Genomic DNA, 14,844 nt, shown 5'->3' with positions numbered 1-14,844 from the left:
CGCCTCTTTATTAAAGACACATTGAGGCGTAGGTCGATTTTCTGGCCCGAAACGCGTCACCCAGTGAAAATTTTCAAGTTTAGGTAGAAACCGCCATGAAACGCACTTTTCAACCGTCCGTACTGAAGCGCAACCGTTCACACGGTTTCCGTGCTCGTATGGCAACAAAAAATGGTCGTCAGGTTCTGGCACGTCGTCGTGCTAAAGGCCGTTCTCGTCTGACCGTTTCTAAGTAATAAAGCAAGCCCTGATGGGTAAGCTCGCATTTCCCAGGGAGTTACGTTTGTTAACTCCCACTCATTTCACTTTCGTCTTCCAGCAGCCACAACGGGCTGGCACGCCGCAAATTACTATTCTCGGCCGCCTTAACGCGCTGGGGCATCCCCGCATCGGTCTCACCGTCGCTAAAAAACATGTGAAACGCGCTCATGAACGCAACCGGATCAAGCGATTGACCCGCGAAAGCTTTCGTCTGCGTCAACATGAACTGCCGTCGATGGACTTCGTGGTGGTCGCGAAGAAGGGGGTTGCCGATCTGGATAACCGTATGCTGGCGGAAGCGTTGGAGAAATTATGGCGTCGTCACTGTCGCCTGGCGCGCGGCTCCTGATCGTCCTGATACGCGTCTATCAACGCGGCATCAGTCCATTACTGGGACCACACTGTCGGTTTCACCCGACCTGCTCTCATTACGGAATTGAGGCATTACGCAGGTTCGGCCTGATAAAAGGCAGTTGGTTGACATTAAAACGCGTATTAAAATGCCACCCCTTGAACCCGGGTGGTGACGATCCTGTGCCGCCAAAAACCTTTGATACCAGAGAACATTAACGATGGATTCGCAACGCAATCTCTTTCTCATCGCTTTTCTGTTCGTGACCTTTATGATCTGGCAAGCCTGGCAGACGGACCACGCTCCGCAGCCACAGCAGACGCAGACCACACAAGGCACAAACAGCGTAGCGGGTGATACCGCCAGTCAGGGTGTACCGGCCAGCGGTCAGGGCCAGACGATCACCGTTAAGACTGATGTCCTGTCATTGAATATCAACACCCGAGGCGGTGATGTTGAACAAGCACAGCTGCTGACTTTCCCGGACAAACTGGGTTCTAACCAGCCGTTCCAGCTGCTTGAAACAACGCCAGCGTTCCTTTATCAGGCACAGAGTGGTTTGACCGGTCGTAATGGCCCGGATAACCCGAACAACGGCGCGCGTCCGCTGTTCAACGCTGCGCAGGATCACTTCGAGATGGCTGATGGCCAGTCCGAACTGCGTGTGCCGATGACCTACACCGCTGAAAATGGCGTGGTTTACACCAAAACCTTCATCTTCAAGCGTGGCGAATATGCCGTTAATGTCGATTATCATGTCAACAACACCACCCAGCAGCCGCTGGAAGTGTCGCTGTTTGGCCAGCTGAAGCAGACCATCGATCTGCCTAAGCATCGTGATACCGGCAGCAACAACTTTGCTCTGCACACCTTCCGTGGCGCGGCCTACTCCACCAGCGAGTCGAAATATGAGAAGTATAAATTCGACACCATCGCGGATAACGAGAACCTGAACGCCACCACCAGCAATGGCTGGGTTGCGATGCTGCAGCAGTACTTTGCAACGGCATGGGTTCCGCGTACCGAAGGCACCAACACCCTTTACACCAGCAACCTGGGTAATGGCGTGGCGGCGATTGGCTATAAATCTGCACCGGTCACCATTGCCGCGGGCGCACAGCAGAATCTGGGTGCAACGCTGTGGGTCGGCCCGGAAATTCAGGACAAGATGGCAGCGATTGCGCCGCACCTTGATCTGACCGTGGATTACGGCTGGTTGTGGTTTATCTCTCAGCCGCTGTTCAAACTGCTGAAATTTATTCACAGCTTCATCGGTAACTGGGGCTTCTCCATTATCGTGATCACCTTCATCGTGCGCGGCATCATGTACCCGCTGACCAAAGCGCAGTACACCTCGATGGCGAAGATGCGCATGCTGCAGCCGAAAATTCAGGCGATGCGTGAGCGTCTGGGTGATGACAAGCAGAAGCAGAGCCAGGAAATGATGGCGCTGTATAAAGCAGAGAAAGTGAATCCGCTGGGTGGCTGTCTGCCGCTGGTGATTCAGATGCCAATCTTCCTGGCGCTCTACTACATGCTGTCAGGCTCGGTTGAACTGCGTCATGCGCCATTTATTCTGTGGATCCATGACCTGTCAGCGCAGGACCCGTACTACATCCTGCCGATTCTGATGGGCATCACCATGTTCTTCATTCAGAAGATGTCACCGACCACCGTGACCGATCCAATGCAGCAGAAGATCATGACGTACATGCCGGTGATTTTCACGGTGTTCTTCCTGTGGTTCCCGTCAGGTCTGGTGCTGTACTACATCGTCAGCAACCTGGTCACCATTCTCCAGCAGCAGCTGATTTATCGCGGCCTGGAAAAACGTGGTCTGCATAGCCGCGACAAGAAGAAAGCGTAAGCGATCCAGAGCGGGAGTAATCCCGCCCTAAAATAGTCTATTCTCAGGCGGTCAAAGCGACCGCCTGTGTTTTTTGTAGCGAGAGAAAATTTATGAGCCACAGCGATACCATTGTTGCCCAGGCGACGCCACCCGGACGCGGCGGCGTAGGCATTCTGCGCGTCTCTGGCGCGCAGGCGGCAGAGGTCGCCCGCCAGCTGCTGGGCAAACTGCCTAAGCCGCGTTACGCCGATTATCTGCCGTTCACCGATAGCGATGGCCGCGTGCTGGATCAGGGCATTGCGCTGTGGTTTCCCGGTCCTAACTCCTTTACCGGTGAAGATGTGCTGGAGCTGCAGGGCCACGGCGGCCCGGTGATCCTGGACCTGCTGCTGAAGCGCATCGTGGCGCTGCCTGGCGTGCGTATCGCTCAGCCGGGTGAGTTTTCAGAGCGTGCGTTTCTGAATGACAAGCTCGATCTGGCGCAGGCCGAAGCGATTGCTGACCTGATTGATGCCAGCTCTGAGCAGGCGGCGCGTTCGGCAGTGAACTCCCTGCAGGGCGTCTTCTCCACCCGTATCAATCATCTTGTGGAAGCACTCACTCACCTGCGGATCTATGTCGAAGCCGCTATCGACTTCCCGGATGAGGAGATCGATTTCCTCTCTGACGGCAGAATCGAAGCGCAGCTGAATACGGTGATCGGCGACCTGGATGCCGTTCGTGCCGAAGCGCGTCAGGGCAGCCTGCTGCGTGAAGGGATGAAAGTGGTGATTGCGGGCCGGCCTAATGCGGGCAAATCGAGCCTGCTGAATGCGCTGGCGGGCCGTGACGCCGCCATCGTCACGGACATCGCAGGCACCACCCGTGACGTACTGCGTGAGCATATTCATATTGATGGCATGCCGCTGCATATCATCGACACCGCCGGTCTGCGTGAAGCCAGCGACGAAGTGGAGCGCATCGGGATTGAGCGCGCCTGGCAGGAGATCGAACAGGCTGACCGCGTGCTGTTTATGGTGGACGGCACGACGACCGACGCCACCGAAGCGGCGGTTATCTGGCCCGATTTCGTCTCCCGTCTGCCGCCCGAACTGCCGATTACCGTGGTCCGCAACAAGGCGGATGTTACCGGGGAGTCTCTCGGTCTGACAGAAGTAAATGGTCACTCACTGATTCGCCTGTCGGCACGCACCAGCGCGGGCGTGGACGAGCTGCGCGACCACCTGAAGCAGAGCATGGGCTTCGCCGGCAATATGGAAGGCGGCTTCCTGGCGCGTCGCCGTCATCTGCAGGCGCTGGAGCTGGCGGCAACGCACTTACAGCAGGGTAAAGCGCAGCTGCTCGGTGCCTGGGCCGGTGAGTTACTGGCGGAAGAGTTGCGTCTTGCCCAGCAGGCGTTAAGCGAGATCACCGGCGAGTTCACTTCTGACGATTTGCTGGGTCGCATCTTCTCCAGCTTCTGTATCGGTAAATAACCGTGCTGGCCTGATAGCGTCCTGCTGTCAGGCCAGATTTCCTGCCACGCTGCCTCCCTGTTATTCCCGCCTCTGCGTTGATTCTTGCTGATATGTTATTTTGCGGCGGCACGGCATTGCCGTATAACGGTTGAAGCGCCGATCTGACGAGCGGCGACGGATTGCGGTGAATAATCCCCGCCTTATCCCGCCGCGTCGGGCCGGACGCAAACCCACTACGTGAACACCATTGGGCGAACTTTTTCGCCTGAAACAGGAGAGTTGCATGAGTACACCGCTCGACACTGCCGCACTGGACACGCTGTTTAATGACGCCCGCACCCACAGTTACTGGCAGGCTAAGCCCGTCGATAACGCCCTGCTGGAGCAGCTCTACGCTTTAACGGCACTGGGCCCGACCTCGGCGAACTGCTCGCCTGCGCGATTTGTTTTCGTGACCTCGGCGGAAGGCAAAGAGAAGCTGAAACCGGCACTCTCTTCCGGCAATCTGGAAAAAACCATGAGCGCGCCGGTCACGGTGATTGTGGCCTGGGACCGCGAGTTCTATGAGCAGCTGCCCGCCCTGTTCCCGCATGCTGATGCGCGCAGCTGGTTTACCGGCAGCCCGGAAGCGGCAAAAGAGACCGCTTTCCGTAACAGCAGCCTGCAGGCGGGCTACCTGATTCTGGCGGCGCGTTCGCTGGGTCTGGATGCCGGTCCGATGTCCGGGTTTGATCCGGCCAAAATCAATGACGCCTTTTTCCCCGACGGTCAGTATCAGGTTAACCTGCTGATTAACCTCGGCTACGGTGATGCATCAAAACTGCATCCGCGCCTGCCGCGACTGAGCTTTGAGCAGGCGAGTCGTTTCGCCTGATGCTGCCCGCGTCGCGATTCGAAGCGCGACGCTTATCTCTGGTCGATCCCCGCAACTCAGCTCACTCTGCTCATCCTATTCCGAATTTACCCCAATCTGTGCGTTGCCAGGTGCATTAAGGTAAGAAAATTCCTACAATGCTTCTGATGATTATCTGACCATTTTCACGGAGCGACAGATGGCTGGTCATTTTGTACGCTGGACGGGCGATCCCGGCTTCCCGGCTAATGATTTACGCATTCCCCAGGCTATCACCGACACGGCACAGCAGTTTGCTGACAAACGCCGTGGGCGATTTCTTGCCGCCCGTACCCTGCTGGCACAACTGATGCTACGGGTTTATGGCATTGGTGAACTGCCGCGCCTGCTTATCCAGAGCAACGGACGCCCCGTTTTTGCTGACAGCGATCTGCCCGATTTCAGCATCGCCTATGCGGGTAATACGGTGGGTGTGCTGCTGGCCGAAGAGGGTGGACGTGCCGGTCTGGATATGGAGATTGTGCATGCCAGAAGCCGTCAGACTCAGGAGCAGCTGATTCAGGGATTAACCTCGGGCGAGATCGCCTGGATCAATGCCCAGCAGGATGCCATGGAGGCGGTGACGCAGATCTGGACATTACGCCAGAGCATTCTCAAGCTGACGGGAGAGGGCGATCGGGGACTGGATTCGCTGCGCCTGTTGCCCGGTGCGGGTCGGCTGCGATCTTCACTCTATCCCGATATTCAGGTGGTGTGTGATGCGGAGCCCATGCTGGTCTGGTCGTGTGCGCTGTCGTCTGCGACTCAGCGTCTGCATCTGTGGGAGATGGATAACGCCTTTCAGTGGCACGCATTACGCGAAATAGAGATGGGTAAGCCCAACATCGGGCCTCATGCTCTGCGGCTGACCAGCCTGCCCAGCGAGCGCAGCCTGCATCCTGAAATGTAAAAAGCCGCAACCCGGCGGTTGCGGCCCTGAATGCGCTTAGTGCGCGTCTACAAAGACAATCTTCAGCACAAACAGCAGAGCAACAATCACTACGCAGGGGCTGATTTCACGCCAGCGGCCAGTACCCAGCTTCATGACGCAGTAAGCGATGAATCCCAGCGCAATACCTTCGGTGATGGAAAAGCTGAAGGGCATCATGGCGGCGGTCACAAACGCCGGAACGGCTTCGGTCAGATCATCCCAGCGTACGCGCGACAGGCTGGCGGTCATTAACACCCCAACGTAAATCAGCGCGCCCGCAGCGGCGTAGGATGGCACCATCGCGGCCAGCGGTGACAGGAAGGTCACCAGCAGGAACAGCAGGCCGGTGACCACGGCCATCAGGCCGGTACGGCCACCAATCGCCACGCCCGAGGTGCTTTCGATATAGGCGGTCACGGATGAGGTGCCTGCCAGCGCGCCACTCACTGAACTGATGCTGTCGACATAGAGCGCCTGCTGCATGCGCGGGAAAGTGCCGGTTTCATCGGTCAGTCCCGCTTTGTCGGTGACGCCGATCAGCGTGCCGGAGGAGTCGAACAGATTGACCAGCATAAAGGAGAAGATTACGCCTGCCATGCCGATGTTGAAGGCGCCTTTGATATCCACCTGGCCAACCACAGAAGTAATGGAAGGCGGCGCAGAAAACAGGCCGACAAACTTCACGTCGCCCAGCATCCAGCCGATAGCGGTGGTAACCACCATCGAGATCAGCACTGCCGCGTGGATATTGCGTGATGCCAGAATAGCGATGATAAAGAAGCCCAGCGCGCCCAGCAGTACGCTGTGCGAGGTCAGGTTCCCCACGGCCACCAGGGTATCGGGATTCGGCACGATAATACCGGCATTCTTCAGCCCCATCATGGCGATAAACAGGCCGATACCGGCGGTAATGCCGACGCGCAGGCTCAGCGGGATATTGGCAATCATCCAGTAGCGAACCCGCAGCAGCGTCAGGATCAGCAGGCCGACCGCACCCCAGAAGATCGCGCCCATACCCACCTGCCACGAATAGCCCATCGCCCCGACCACCACAAAGGCGAAAAAGGCGTTCAGCCCCATTGCGGGCGCCAGCGCCACCGGCAGATTGGCAAACAGTCCCATCAGAATGCTGCCAAAAGCGGCAATCAGACAGGTGGTCACAAACACCGCCTGGGTATCCATGCCGGCGACGCCGAGGATCTGCGGATTGACGAAGACGATGTAGACCATCGTCAGAAAGGTGGTGATACCCGCGATCACTTCGGTGCGCACCGTGGTGCCATGTTCCTGCAGCCTGAAGATGCGCTGCAAAACGCCTTGCTTGCTCATGCCATCCATCCAGAAGAAAAAATCATCGGCGCGTATCCTGGCGATTTTACCGGGGCAATACAATGATTTTTCGCAACCGATTGCCAGTCTCGCAATCTGCGCTGAGTGCGGTAGAGTGTGGAGCACACCCCTGAATCGAAGGATAGAGTCTGATGTCAGTAGAATGCGTCTTTTTTGATTGCGATGGCACGCTGGTGGACAGTGAGTTGCTCTGTACCCAGGCCTACGTCAACACCTTTGCCCGTTACGGCCTGGAACTGTCGCTGCAGCAGATGTTTGAAAAGTATAAGGGCGTCAAACTCTACGATATTATTCGTGACGTCGGCGACGCGCATCAGGTGACGCTGCCGATGGAAGAGGTGGAGACTGCTTATCGCGCAGAGGTCGCGCGGCTGTTTGATCAGCAACTGCAGCCCATCCCGGGCGCGAAAGCGCTGGTTGAGCAGATCAAGGTACCGATGTGCGTGGTTTCAAACGGGACGGTAAAAAAGATGCAGCACTCGCTGGGCTTAACCGGCATGCTGCCGCTATTTGCGGAGCACCTCTACAGCGGCTATGACATTCTGCACTGGAAGCCCGATCCGGAACTGATGTACCACGCTGCGGAACAGATGCAGGTGCCGATTGAGCGCTGCATTCTGGTGGATGACTCCGAAGCGGGCGCCCGCGCCGGTATCGCCGCTGGCATTCCGGTCTACTACTACTGCGCTGACCCACACAACCCTGAACTGGATCACCCGCTGGTGACGCGCTTCGACGATATGGCGCAACTGCCTGCGCTGTGGCGCGCCCGTGGCTGGGATCTGGTGTAGTGCGGCCAGCATGACACACACCGTCTGGTTTTTAACCCTGCCCGGCGTGATGGCGCTGGATCTCACCGGCCCGGCCGAGACGCTGAAGCTGGCGGGCGAACACTTTACGCTGCGCTACATCGGCCCGCAGCCGGAGGTGGTCTGCTCCACCGGCATGACCATTGGCGGCATCGAACCGTTACCTGAACAGTTGCCCGCCGGGAGTCTGCTGGTGGTGCCAGGCGTCTATGACTCGCAGGTCTGTTACGCCACGCCGCAGGCCGGAGAGGCACGCGACTGGCTGATGCGCCAGCACGGCGCGCTGCGCGCGCAGACCTTTATGCTGGTCTGCGTCTGCTCGGGTGCGCTGCTGGCGGCGCAGGCAGGCATGCTGGATGACGTGGTCTGCACCACTCATCATGATGTGATTGCCCGTCTGAAAGCCGCGGCCCCGCGCGCACGGGTGCAGGAGAACCGGGTGTTTGTCGGGCATGAGAATATCTGGACCAGCGCAGGCATCACGGCGGGAATCGATCTGGCGCTGCATCTGATTAATCAGCTCTGTGATACGCAAACCGCGCTGGCGGTAGCGCGGGAGATGGTGGTCTGGTTCCGCCGGGCCGGTGACGATCCGCAACTTTCGCCGTGGCTGCGTTACCGCAACCACATGCATCCGGCCATTCATCGGGCGCAGGATCTGATGATTGCCCATCCTGAGCACGGCTGGACCCTGACCGAGCTGGCTGGACGCACGCATGTCAGCAGCCGCCATCTGGCGCGGCTGTTTCGCCAGCATCTGGGGATTAGCGTGCGTGAATACCATGAGCAGCTGCGGGTTGGCGTGGCACGCCAGCGTCAGCAGCAGGGTGAATCTGCCGAAAAAGCGGCGCTGGCAGCGGGGTTTTCATCGGCGCGCCAGCTACGGCGCGCCCGCCAGCGCGAAGCCGATCAGCTGACAAAGTGACGGGTATCGACGCGTTTCAGCGCCATCCCCAGCAACAGGCTGCCGCCCAGTGTCAGCCCGAACACCCAGGGCAGGTCGAGCCACGGACGCGACATATCATCGTAATGATGCGTTCGCAGGTAGTGAATGAACAGCGCATGAAAGCCGTAGATCGGCAGTGAATAGCGTGCAATCACCGTTAAACCCGGCAGCGTGCGCTGGTTCAGGCTGTTTTTAAACACGATGAGCAGGCTGATCGCGGCGATAAACACCAGCGGTCCGCAGTAGAGATACCAGGTGTCATTAAACGCCCCGTTGACGATCAGCGCCTGTTTCGTCCCTAACGTAATGCCAATCACACAGGCGATAAACAGCCCGGCAGCCAGCGGCGTCAGGCCGCGCCGGGTCGTTTCCATCGTGCCGATAGCCCGTCCCAGCAGCGCATAGAGCAGGTAGTAGATACTGTCACCGCTGACATAGAGATTAACCGGCAGAAAGTGAAACGGCCCCAGCGACTGGCTGACCGTATTGGGGTTGGCGAGCACCGCCAGCACCAGCACCAGCAGCGCCACGTAGCGCGCCTGCACGGTTTTTACCTGGATCAGGGGTGACAGCAGATAGATGCCGATCAGCGCAAAGAAGAACCACAGGTGATAAAACACCGGCTTCTGCAGCATCTTCAGGATTGATCGCCCTTCGCTGATGGGGGTCAGCCAGGTGATATAGGCCAGCGATACCGCGCTGTAGAACAGCAGACAGAGCACCAGCCGGAGCATATGGCGCGGCTGGGCGCTGCGTTCGCCGAAAAACAGATAGCCGGAGATCATAAAGAACAGCGGAACACAGACGCGTGATGCTGAGTTCAGCAGATTAGCCGCATCCCAGGTGATGCCAGTCACCGCCATCGGCCCGGTGATATACCAGGTGGTGGTATGAATCACGATCACCATCAGACAGGCAACCGCGCGTAAATTATCGATCCAGTAAATCTTCTGCGGCATGGCATCCTCTTGCGCATCGCGTCCGTGCGCAAAAGGGTAGCCAAATGCGACCAGAGCAACAACTGCTGCCAGCAGGATTCGGAGCCATCTGTATGCCAGCGCCCTGAATCACCGCGAAAACGCGCCGGTAGCGCCTGGGATTTACGGCTGCACATCGCGCGGTCAAAGGGTATACTGTCGGCCTCTTTTTTTAATCTAACCGAAGCGCGTGCACACTCAACATGCAAAAGTTTGATACCAAAACCTTTCAGGGGCTGATCCTGACCTTGCAGGATTACTGGGCGCGTCAGGGCTGCACCATTGTCCAACCGCTGGACATGGAAGTGGGCGCTGGCACTTCACACCCGATGACCTGCCTGCGCGCACTCGGCCCGGAGCCGATCGCCGCCGCTTACGTGCAGCCATCACGCCGTCCTACCGATGGCCGCTACGGTGAAAACCCGAACCGTCTGCAACACTACTACCAGTTCCAGGTGATCATCAAACCCTCACCGGACAACATTCAGGAGCTCTATCTTGGCTCGCTGAAAGAGCTGGGTATGGACCCGACGGTGCATGACATTCGCTTCGTGGAAGATAACTGGGAAAACCCGACGCTGGGTGCCTGGGGACTCGGCTGGGAAGTGTGGCTCAACGGCATGGAAGTGACGCAGTTCACCTACTTCCAGCAGGTTGGCGGCATGGAGTGTAAGCCGGTGACCGGCGAGATCACCTACGGTCTGGAGCGTCTGGCGATGTACATCCAGGGCGTCGACAGCGTTTACGATCTGGTGTGGAGCGACGGTCCGCTGGGCAAAACCACCTACGGCGACGTGTTCCATCAGAACGAAGTGGAGCAATCCACCTATAACTTCGAATACGCCGACGTTGATTTCCTCTTTACCTGCTTCGAGCAGTATGAGAAAGAGGCGCAGCATCTGCTGGCGCTGGAAAAACCGCTGCCACTGCCCGCCTACGAACGCATTCTTAAAGCGGCACACAGCTTCAACCTGCTGGATGCCCGCAAAGCGATCTCGGTAACAGAGCGTCAGCGCTATATTCTGCGCATTCGTACCCTGACCAAAGCCGTGGCTGAAGCTTACTACGCCTCTCGCGAGGCAATGGGCTTCCCGATGTGCAATAACAAAAAGTAAGAGGCAGCCATGACTGAACAAACCTTCCTGGTGGAGATCGGCACCGAAGAGCTGCCACCAAAAGCCCTGCGCAGCCTGGCAGAAGCCTTTGCCGCGCAGGTCACTGCTGAACTGGATGCCGCTAACCTGAGCCACGGCGAGGTCAGCTGGTTTGCTGCGCCGCGTCGTCTGGCGCTGAAAGTCGCCAACCTGAGCGCCTCACAACCCGATCGGGAAGTAGAGAAGCGTGGACCGGCGATCTCTGCTGCGTTTGACGCTGACGGCAATGCGACCAAAGCCGCTGAAGGCTGGGCGCGTGGCAACGGCATTACCGTCGATCAGGCTGAACGTCTCGCCACCGATAAAGGCGAATGGCTGGTTTATCGCGCTCAGGTCAAAGGCGAAGCGGCCCAGGCGCTGCTGCCCGCAATGATCGCTACCGCGCTCAGCAAGCTGCCGGTGCCAAAACTGATGCGCTGGGGCAACAGCGATGTGCAGTTCGTTCGTCCGGTTCACACCGTGACGATGCTGCTGGGCGATGAGCTGATCCCAGGCACCATTCTGGGCATTAAGTCAGATCGGGTTATTCGTGGTCACCGCTTTATGGGTGAAAGCGAAATCACGCTCGACAACGCCGATCAGTACCCTGATGTGCTGGAAAAACGCGGCCAGGTCATTGCCGACTATCAGGTCCGCAAAGCGATGATTAAAGCCGATGCTGAAGCAGCAGCACGCCGTTTAGGCGGCAACGCTGATATCAGCGACAGCCTGCTGGAAGAGGTGACATCGCTGGTGGAGTGGCCGGTGGTCCTGACCGCGACCTTTGAAGAGAAATTCCTCAAGGTACCTGCGGAAGCGCTGGTCTACACCATGAAAGGCGATCAGAAGTATTTCCCGGTGTATGACAATGACGGCAACCTGATGCCGAACTTCATTTTCGTCACCAACATCGAATCCAGCGATCCGCGTCAGATTATCTCCGGCAACGAGAAGGTGGTACGTCCACGCCTGGCCGATGCGGAGTTCTTCTTTAATACCGACCGCAAAAAGCGTCTGGAAGATCACCTGCCGCGTCTGGAGACGGTGCTGTTCCAGAAAGAGCTGGGCACGCTGCGCGATAAAACCGATCGCATTCAGGCCCTGGCGGGCTGGATTGCCGGTGAAATTGGCGCAGATGTGAATCACGCCACCCGCGCGGGCCTGCTGTCGAAGTGTGACCTGATGACCAACATGGTCTTCGAGTTCACCGACACCCAGGGCGTGATGGGCATGCACTACGCGCGTCACGACGGCGAAGCCGAAGATGTGGCGGTGGCGCTGAATGAGCAGTATCAGCCGCGCTTTGCCGGTGACGATCTGCCGTCCAGCCCTGTCGCCTGTGCACTGGCGATTGCCGATAAAATGGATACGCTGGCCGGTATTTTCGGCATTGGTCAGCATCCAAAAGGCGACAAAGACCCGTTCGCACTGCGTCGTGCGGCGCTGGGCGTGCTGCGTATCATCGTTGAGAAGAACCTGCCGCTCGACCTGCAGACTCTGACCGAAGAAGCGGTGCGCCTGTATGGCAGCAAGCTGAGCAACGCCCGCGTGGTGGATGATGTGATCGACTTTATGCTGGGTCGCTTCCGCGCCTGGTATCAGGAAGAGGGTCACAGCATCGACACGCTGCAGGCGGTTCTGGCGCGTCGTCCGACCCGTCCGGCTGATTTTGATGCACGCATGAAAGCGGTGTCGCACTTCCGTACGCTGGAAGCAGCCGCAGCACTGGCGGCGGCGAACAAGCGCGTCTCTAACATTCTGGCGAAATCGACCGAAACGCTGAATGAGAGCGTGCAGGCGTCGCTGCTGAAAGAGAACGAAGAGATCCAGCTGGCGACCTTTGTCACTGCGCTGAGCAGCAAGCTGCAGCCTTACTTCGCTGAAGGTCGTTATCAGGATGCGCTGGTCGAACTGGCACAGCTGCGTACTGCGGTAGACAACTTCTTCGATAAAGTGATGGTTAACGCCGACGATCAGGCGGTGCGGGTTAATCGCCTGACGCTGCTGTCAAAACTGCGTGAGCTGTTCCTGCAGGTCGCGGATATCTCGCTGCTGCAGTAATGCTATTTGTTGTGCGAAAAAGGGACGAGCAATCGTCCCTTTTTTTATGGGATTTTTTTGGCCTGATGTCTTCAACTCATACCTGAGTGTGACCGCTATAGCGGCCATTTTTTAGGGTGCAAATGAATACGCTAAAGTGCTCAAACTGCCATTGCCGGTCATCAGGAATCGGCTGTTGTGATGCGCCAGATTATAAATGTTTCATATATATCAAATGTTTACTTGTTAATTTTTCTCCTGTCATACTCTAAATTTTTTCATCAATCCGGTGGTTAAGAAACCGCCCTAAAAATAGCCAGCCCTCTTGTTTTTCCCCTCTCCTGATGGATAATTCGCCAGAATTTACACCCGGTTACATTTAGTGAAATGGAATTTTCATGAAAAGGATTTGTTTATCGCTCTGTCATCCGCCAGTGCGTCTGCTCACCATGGTGGCAGGCGCGCTGCTCTGCTCTGCTTCCCCGCTGATGGCAGCCCCGCCAGCCGATAATCCCCGCGAAGAAGGCCAGGCGATTGAAACCGGGCAACAGTTGCGTCAGCAGATGCGTGAAAATAATTCTAAAAGGTGTTTAGATGAATGTCTCAAATATGGATATGCAGCAAAAACTTGAAGTTTCCATCACTAAGGCTGCAAAAATTCTGCCTGGTGATGTCGGTCAACAATTGTTGGCAATGCTGACCCCTCAAGCATTGGCCACAATGGCTGCAATAACTGGTTTATGGGCTGGTGCACACTTTTTTGGTATTGGTGAGTTAGCTGACCTCATTCTGATTGTGGCGGGTTGGGTTGCCGTAGGTGGTGTGGCTGCTGAGGCTTCAAAAAAGCTCTACGAATTCGGTAAGACAACATACAAAGCCAGAACTGAAAGTGATCTTGATGATGCGGCTGTCTGTTTAGCTGCAGCCATTACCATGATTGGCGTAGATACTGTGATGGCGATTTTACTGAAAAAGAACCCTCGCGACGCCTTCAGGCATTCATACAGAAATATACGTATGCCTAAATACAGCGCATCAGTGGGCCGCGCAATGAATGGCCCCCGAAACACTTCTTCATCCTGGCGGTATCGCCCAAAAATCCGCTTTACTGATAAGCAAAATGCCGGGTTAGGTTCAACTAATTTATGGGGTGACATTACTATTGGCAGAGCCTACGACCGCACAGTAAAAACAGCGGAACAAGCGGCTGAGGATGTTCTGGTGGCTATATATCATGAGCGGGTACATTCCTACATTGCGCCAAAGTTTTATCTGCTTCGGGAGCTTAGAGCCTTTATGCATATTAGCTCCTACAACAGGTCATATACTTTACGGTATCTGGAAGAAGCATTTGCCGAGATGGTTGGGCTAATGAGAGCGAAAGGGATGTCACCACGTTATGTTATTGATGGTTTCAAATTTCCGTTAACCAATAACTATGAGATTACCTTTACCGCACTTCGACATGAAGCAGCTGGCGTGCTTCTTGGGCCGGTTGTTGTAGGCGGTGCTATGTACAATGTCTATTATGGAATTCAGCAATGATAAACCTAGAAGACGCTAAGAACGCCGCTCGTGACTATGCATCCCGACATAAAGTGGGATGGAGTGAGAAATTTACTTTCATTAAAACGGCTTTTTATGATGGTGTTGAATGCTATATCGTTGAGACTTCTAGCGAAGATGTAGAAAACAAGTCATGGATGGAGATTGAGACCTCTACTCCCGTGAATATTTACGTCGATATGAAAACTGGAAAATGTTTTGGGCATCAGTTTGGTAATAGGGGTTTTAACAAGGGTATTTAATATCCTCAATCATTGACCAGATAATACCGTGTGGCCTGG

General features: G+C 56.4%; 16 protein-coding genes. 14 read left to right on the top strand and 2 right to left on the bottom strand.

Annotated features, from left to right (window positions below):
• Positions 1–95: 95 nt before the first annotated feature.
• The 7 genes from rpmH to OK409_RS14010 all read left to right on the top strand — a co-directional run bounded on the left by rpmH (position 96) and on the right by OK409_RS14010 (position 5,721).
• Positions 96–236 (top strand): 50S ribosomal protein L34, encoded by a 141-nt coding sequence (rpmH, locus tag OK409_RS14040; RefSeq protein ID WP_003849659.1) that lies wholly within the window; start codon positions 96–98, stop codon positions 234–236.
• 14 nt (positions 237–250) lie between these two features.
• Positions 251–610, top strand: coding sequence for a ribonuclease P protein component (rnpA, locus tag OK409_RS14035; protein WP_008926396.1), 360 nt, complete (start codon positions 251–253; stop codon positions 608–610).
• The gene (gene yidD, locus OK409_RS14030) at positions 574–831 is read left to right on the top strand and encodes a membrane protein insertion efficiency factor YidD (RefSeq protein ID WP_008926397.1); all 258 of its coding nucleotides are present in this window, start codon (positions 574–576) and stop codon (positions 829–831) included. Before rnpA ends, yidD begins: the two co-directional genes overlap by 37 nt.
• 2 nt (positions 832–833) lie before the next feature.
• Entirely contained in the window at positions 834–2,480 is a 1,647-nt protein-coding gene (gene yidC / locus OK409_RS14025; protein WP_010258933.1) for a membrane protein insertase YidC, read from the top strand.
• A gap of 92 nt (positions 2,481–2,572) precedes the next feature.
• The gene (gene mnmE / locus OK409_RS14020) at positions 2,573–3,937 is read left to right on the top strand and encodes a tRNA uridine-5-carboxymethylaminomethyl(34) synthesis GTPase MnmE (protein WP_264367167.1); all 1,365 of its coding nucleotides are present in this window, start codon (positions 2,573–2,575) and stop codon (positions 3,935–3,937) included.
• A gap of 265 nt (positions 3,938–4,202) precedes the next feature.
• Complete coding sequence (locus OK409_RS14015; protein ID WP_031591047.1) at positions 4,203–4,793, top strand: malonic semialdehyde reductase; 591 nt, start codon at positions 4,203–4,205, stop codon at positions 4,791–4,793.
• 178 nt (positions 4,794–4,971) lie between these two features.
• Complete coding sequence (locus OK409_RS14010; protein WP_010258937.1) at positions 4,972–5,721, top strand: 4'-phosphopantetheinyl transferase family protein; 750 nt, start codon at positions 4,972–4,974, stop codon at positions 5,719–5,721.
• A 36-nt stretch (positions 5,722–5,757) separates the two neighbouring features.
• Here the strand turns inward: OK409_RS14010 and OK409_RS14005 are convergent, their stop codons facing one another.
• The gene (locus OK409_RS14005; RefSeq protein WP_010258938.1) at positions 5,758–7,071 is read right to left on the bottom strand and encodes an NCS2 family permease; all 1,314 of its coding nucleotides are present in this window, start codon (positions 7,069–7,071) and stop codon (positions 5,758–5,760) included.
• A 152-nt stretch (positions 7,072–7,223) separates the two neighbouring features.
• Here OK409_RS14005 and yieH point away from each other — a divergent pair, with 152 nt between their 5' ends.
• Both yieH and OK409_RS13995 read left to right on the top strand, forming a co-directional pair.
• On the top strand, positions 7,224–7,883 hold the full coding sequence (gene yieH, locus OK409_RS14000; protein ID WP_010258939.1) for a 6-phosphogluconate phosphatase: 660 nt from the start codon (positions 7,224–7,226) through the stop codon (positions 7,881–7,883).
• A gap of 10 nt (positions 7,884–7,893) precedes the next feature.
• Complete coding sequence (locus OK409_RS13995; RefSeq protein WP_264367166.1) at positions 7,894–8,826, top strand: GlxA family transcriptional regulator; 933 nt, start codon at positions 7,894–7,896, stop codon at positions 8,824–8,826.
• Here the strand turns inward: OK409_RS13995 and OK409_RS13990 are convergent.
• A complete protein-coding gene (locus tag OK409_RS13990) occupies positions 8,811–9,806 on the bottom strand; it encodes an acyltransferase (protein WP_010671618.1) in 996 nt (331 codons plus the stop codon). The two genes, OK409_RS13995 and OK409_RS13990, sit on opposite strands and share 16 nt — an antisense overlap.
• 221 nt (positions 9,807–10,027) lie before the next feature.
• On the opposite strand from OK409_RS13990, the gene glyQ reads away from it, so the two are divergent.
• The 5 genes from glyQ (at position 10,028) to OK409_RS13965 (ending at position 14,805) form a co-directional block, all read left to right on the top strand.
• Entirely contained in the window at positions 10,028–10,939 is a 912-nt protein-coding gene (gene glyQ, locus OK409_RS13985; protein WP_010258942.1) for a glycine--tRNA ligase subunit alpha, read from the top strand.
• A 9-nt stretch (positions 10,940–10,948) separates the two neighbouring features.
• Positions 10,949–13,018 carry a glycine--tRNA ligase subunit beta gene (gene glyS / locus OK409_RS13980; RefSeq protein WP_010258943.1) on the top strand — a complete coding sequence of 690 codons (2,070 nt, stop codon included), beginning with the start codon at positions 10,949–10,951 and terminating at the stop codon, positions 13,016–13,018.
• Positions 13,019–13,395: 377 nt separating this feature from the next.
• On the top strand, positions 13,396–13,629 hold the full coding sequence (locus tag OK409_RS13975) for a hypothetical protein (RefSeq protein WP_264367165.1): 234 nt from the start codon (positions 13,396–13,398) through the stop codon (positions 13,627–13,629).
• Positions 13,592–14,542 carry a hypothetical protein gene (locus OK409_RS13970; protein WP_264367164.1) on the top strand — a complete coding sequence of 317 codons (951 nt, stop codon included), beginning with the start codon at positions 13,592–13,594 and terminating at the stop codon, positions 14,540–14,542. The genes OK409_RS13975 and OK409_RS13970 overlap by 38 nt, the downstream gene beginning before the upstream one ends.
• Positions 14,539–14,805 (top strand): hypothetical protein, encoded by a 267-nt coding sequence (locus OK409_RS13965; protein WP_052270955.1) that lies wholly within the window; start codon positions 14,539–14,541, stop codon positions 14,803–14,805. Before OK409_RS13970 ends, OK409_RS13965 begins: the two co-directional genes overlap by 4 nt.
• Positions 14,806–14,844: the final 39 nt, after the last annotated feature.

Origin of the sequence: Pantoea sp. RG18, from assembly GCF_025910075.1 — a bacterium.
GTDB classification, from domain to species: Bacteria; Pseudomonadota; Gammaproteobacteria; order Enterobacterales; family Enterobacteriaceae; genus Pantoea; species Pantoea agglomerans.
Note: the sequence above shows the minus strand (reverse complement) of the source record. Positions and strands in the feature narration are given on the sequence as shown.

What these genes read in the sequence shown, in the direction of transcription:
- yidD (WP_008926397.1), top strand. Translation starts at nt 574, where the DNA reads ATGGCGTCGTCACTGTCGCCTGGCGCGCGGCTCCTGATCGTCCTGATA.
- OK409_RS14005 (WP_010258938.1), bottom strand. Translation starts at nt 7,071, where the DNA reads ATGAGCAAGCAAGGCGTTTTGCAGCGCATCTTCAGGCTGCAGGAACAT.
- OK409_RS13970 (WP_264367164.1), top strand. Translation starts at nt 13,592, where the DNA reads ATGAATGTCTCAAATATGGATATGCAGCAAAAACTTGAAGTTTCCATC.
- mnmE (WP_264367167.1), top strand. Translation starts at nt 2,573, where the DNA reads ATGAGCCACAGCGATACCATTGTTGCCCAGGCGACGCCACCCGGACGC.
- OK409_RS13990 (WP_010671618.1), bottom strand. Translation starts at nt 9,806, where the DNA reads ATGCCGCAGAAGATTTACTGGATCGATAATTTACGCGCGGTTGCCTGT.
- rpmH (WP_003849659.1), top strand. Translation starts at nt 96, where the DNA reads ATGAAACGCACTTTTCAACCGTCCGTACTGAAGCGCAACCGTTCACAC.
- glyS (WP_010258943.1), top strand. Translation starts at nt 10,949, where the DNA reads ATGACTGAACAAACCTTCCTGGTGGAGATCGGCACCGAAGAGCTGCCA.
- OK409_RS14015 (WP_031591047.1), top strand. Translation starts at nt 4,203, where the DNA reads ATGAGTACACCGCTCGACACTGCCGCACTGGACACGCTGTTTAATGAC.
- yieH (WP_010258939.1), top strand. Translation starts at nt 7,224, where the DNA reads ATGTCAGTAGAATGCGTCTTTTTTGATTGCGATGGCACGCTGGTGGAC.
- OK409_RS13965 (WP_052270955.1), top strand. Translation starts at nt 14,539, where the DNA reads ATGATAAACCTAGAAGACGCTAAGAACGCCGCTCGTGACTATGCATCC.
- OK409_RS14010 (WP_010258937.1), top strand. Translation starts at nt 4,972, where the DNA reads ATGGCTGGTCATTTTGTACGCTGGACGGGCGATCCCGGCTTCCCGGCT.
- glyQ (WP_010258942.1), top strand. Translation starts at nt 10,028, where the DNA reads ATGCAAAAGTTTGATACCAAAACCTTTCAGGGGCTGATCCTGACCTTG.
- OK409_RS13975 (WP_264367165.1), top strand. Translation starts at nt 13,396, where the DNA reads ATGAAAAGGATTTGTTTATCGCTCTGTCATCCGCCAGTGCGTCTGCTC.
- rnpA (WP_008926396.1), top strand. Translation starts at nt 251, where the DNA reads ATGGGTAAGCTCGCATTTCCCAGGGAGTTACGTTTGTTAACTCCCACT.
- yidC (WP_010258933.1), top strand. Translation starts at nt 834, where the DNA reads ATGGATTCGCAACGCAATCTCTTTCTCATCGCTTTTCTGTTCGTGACC.
- OK409_RS13995 (WP_264367166.1), top strand. Translation starts at nt 7,894, where the DNA reads ATGACACACACCGTCTGGTTTTTAACCCTGCCCGGCGTGATGGCGCTG.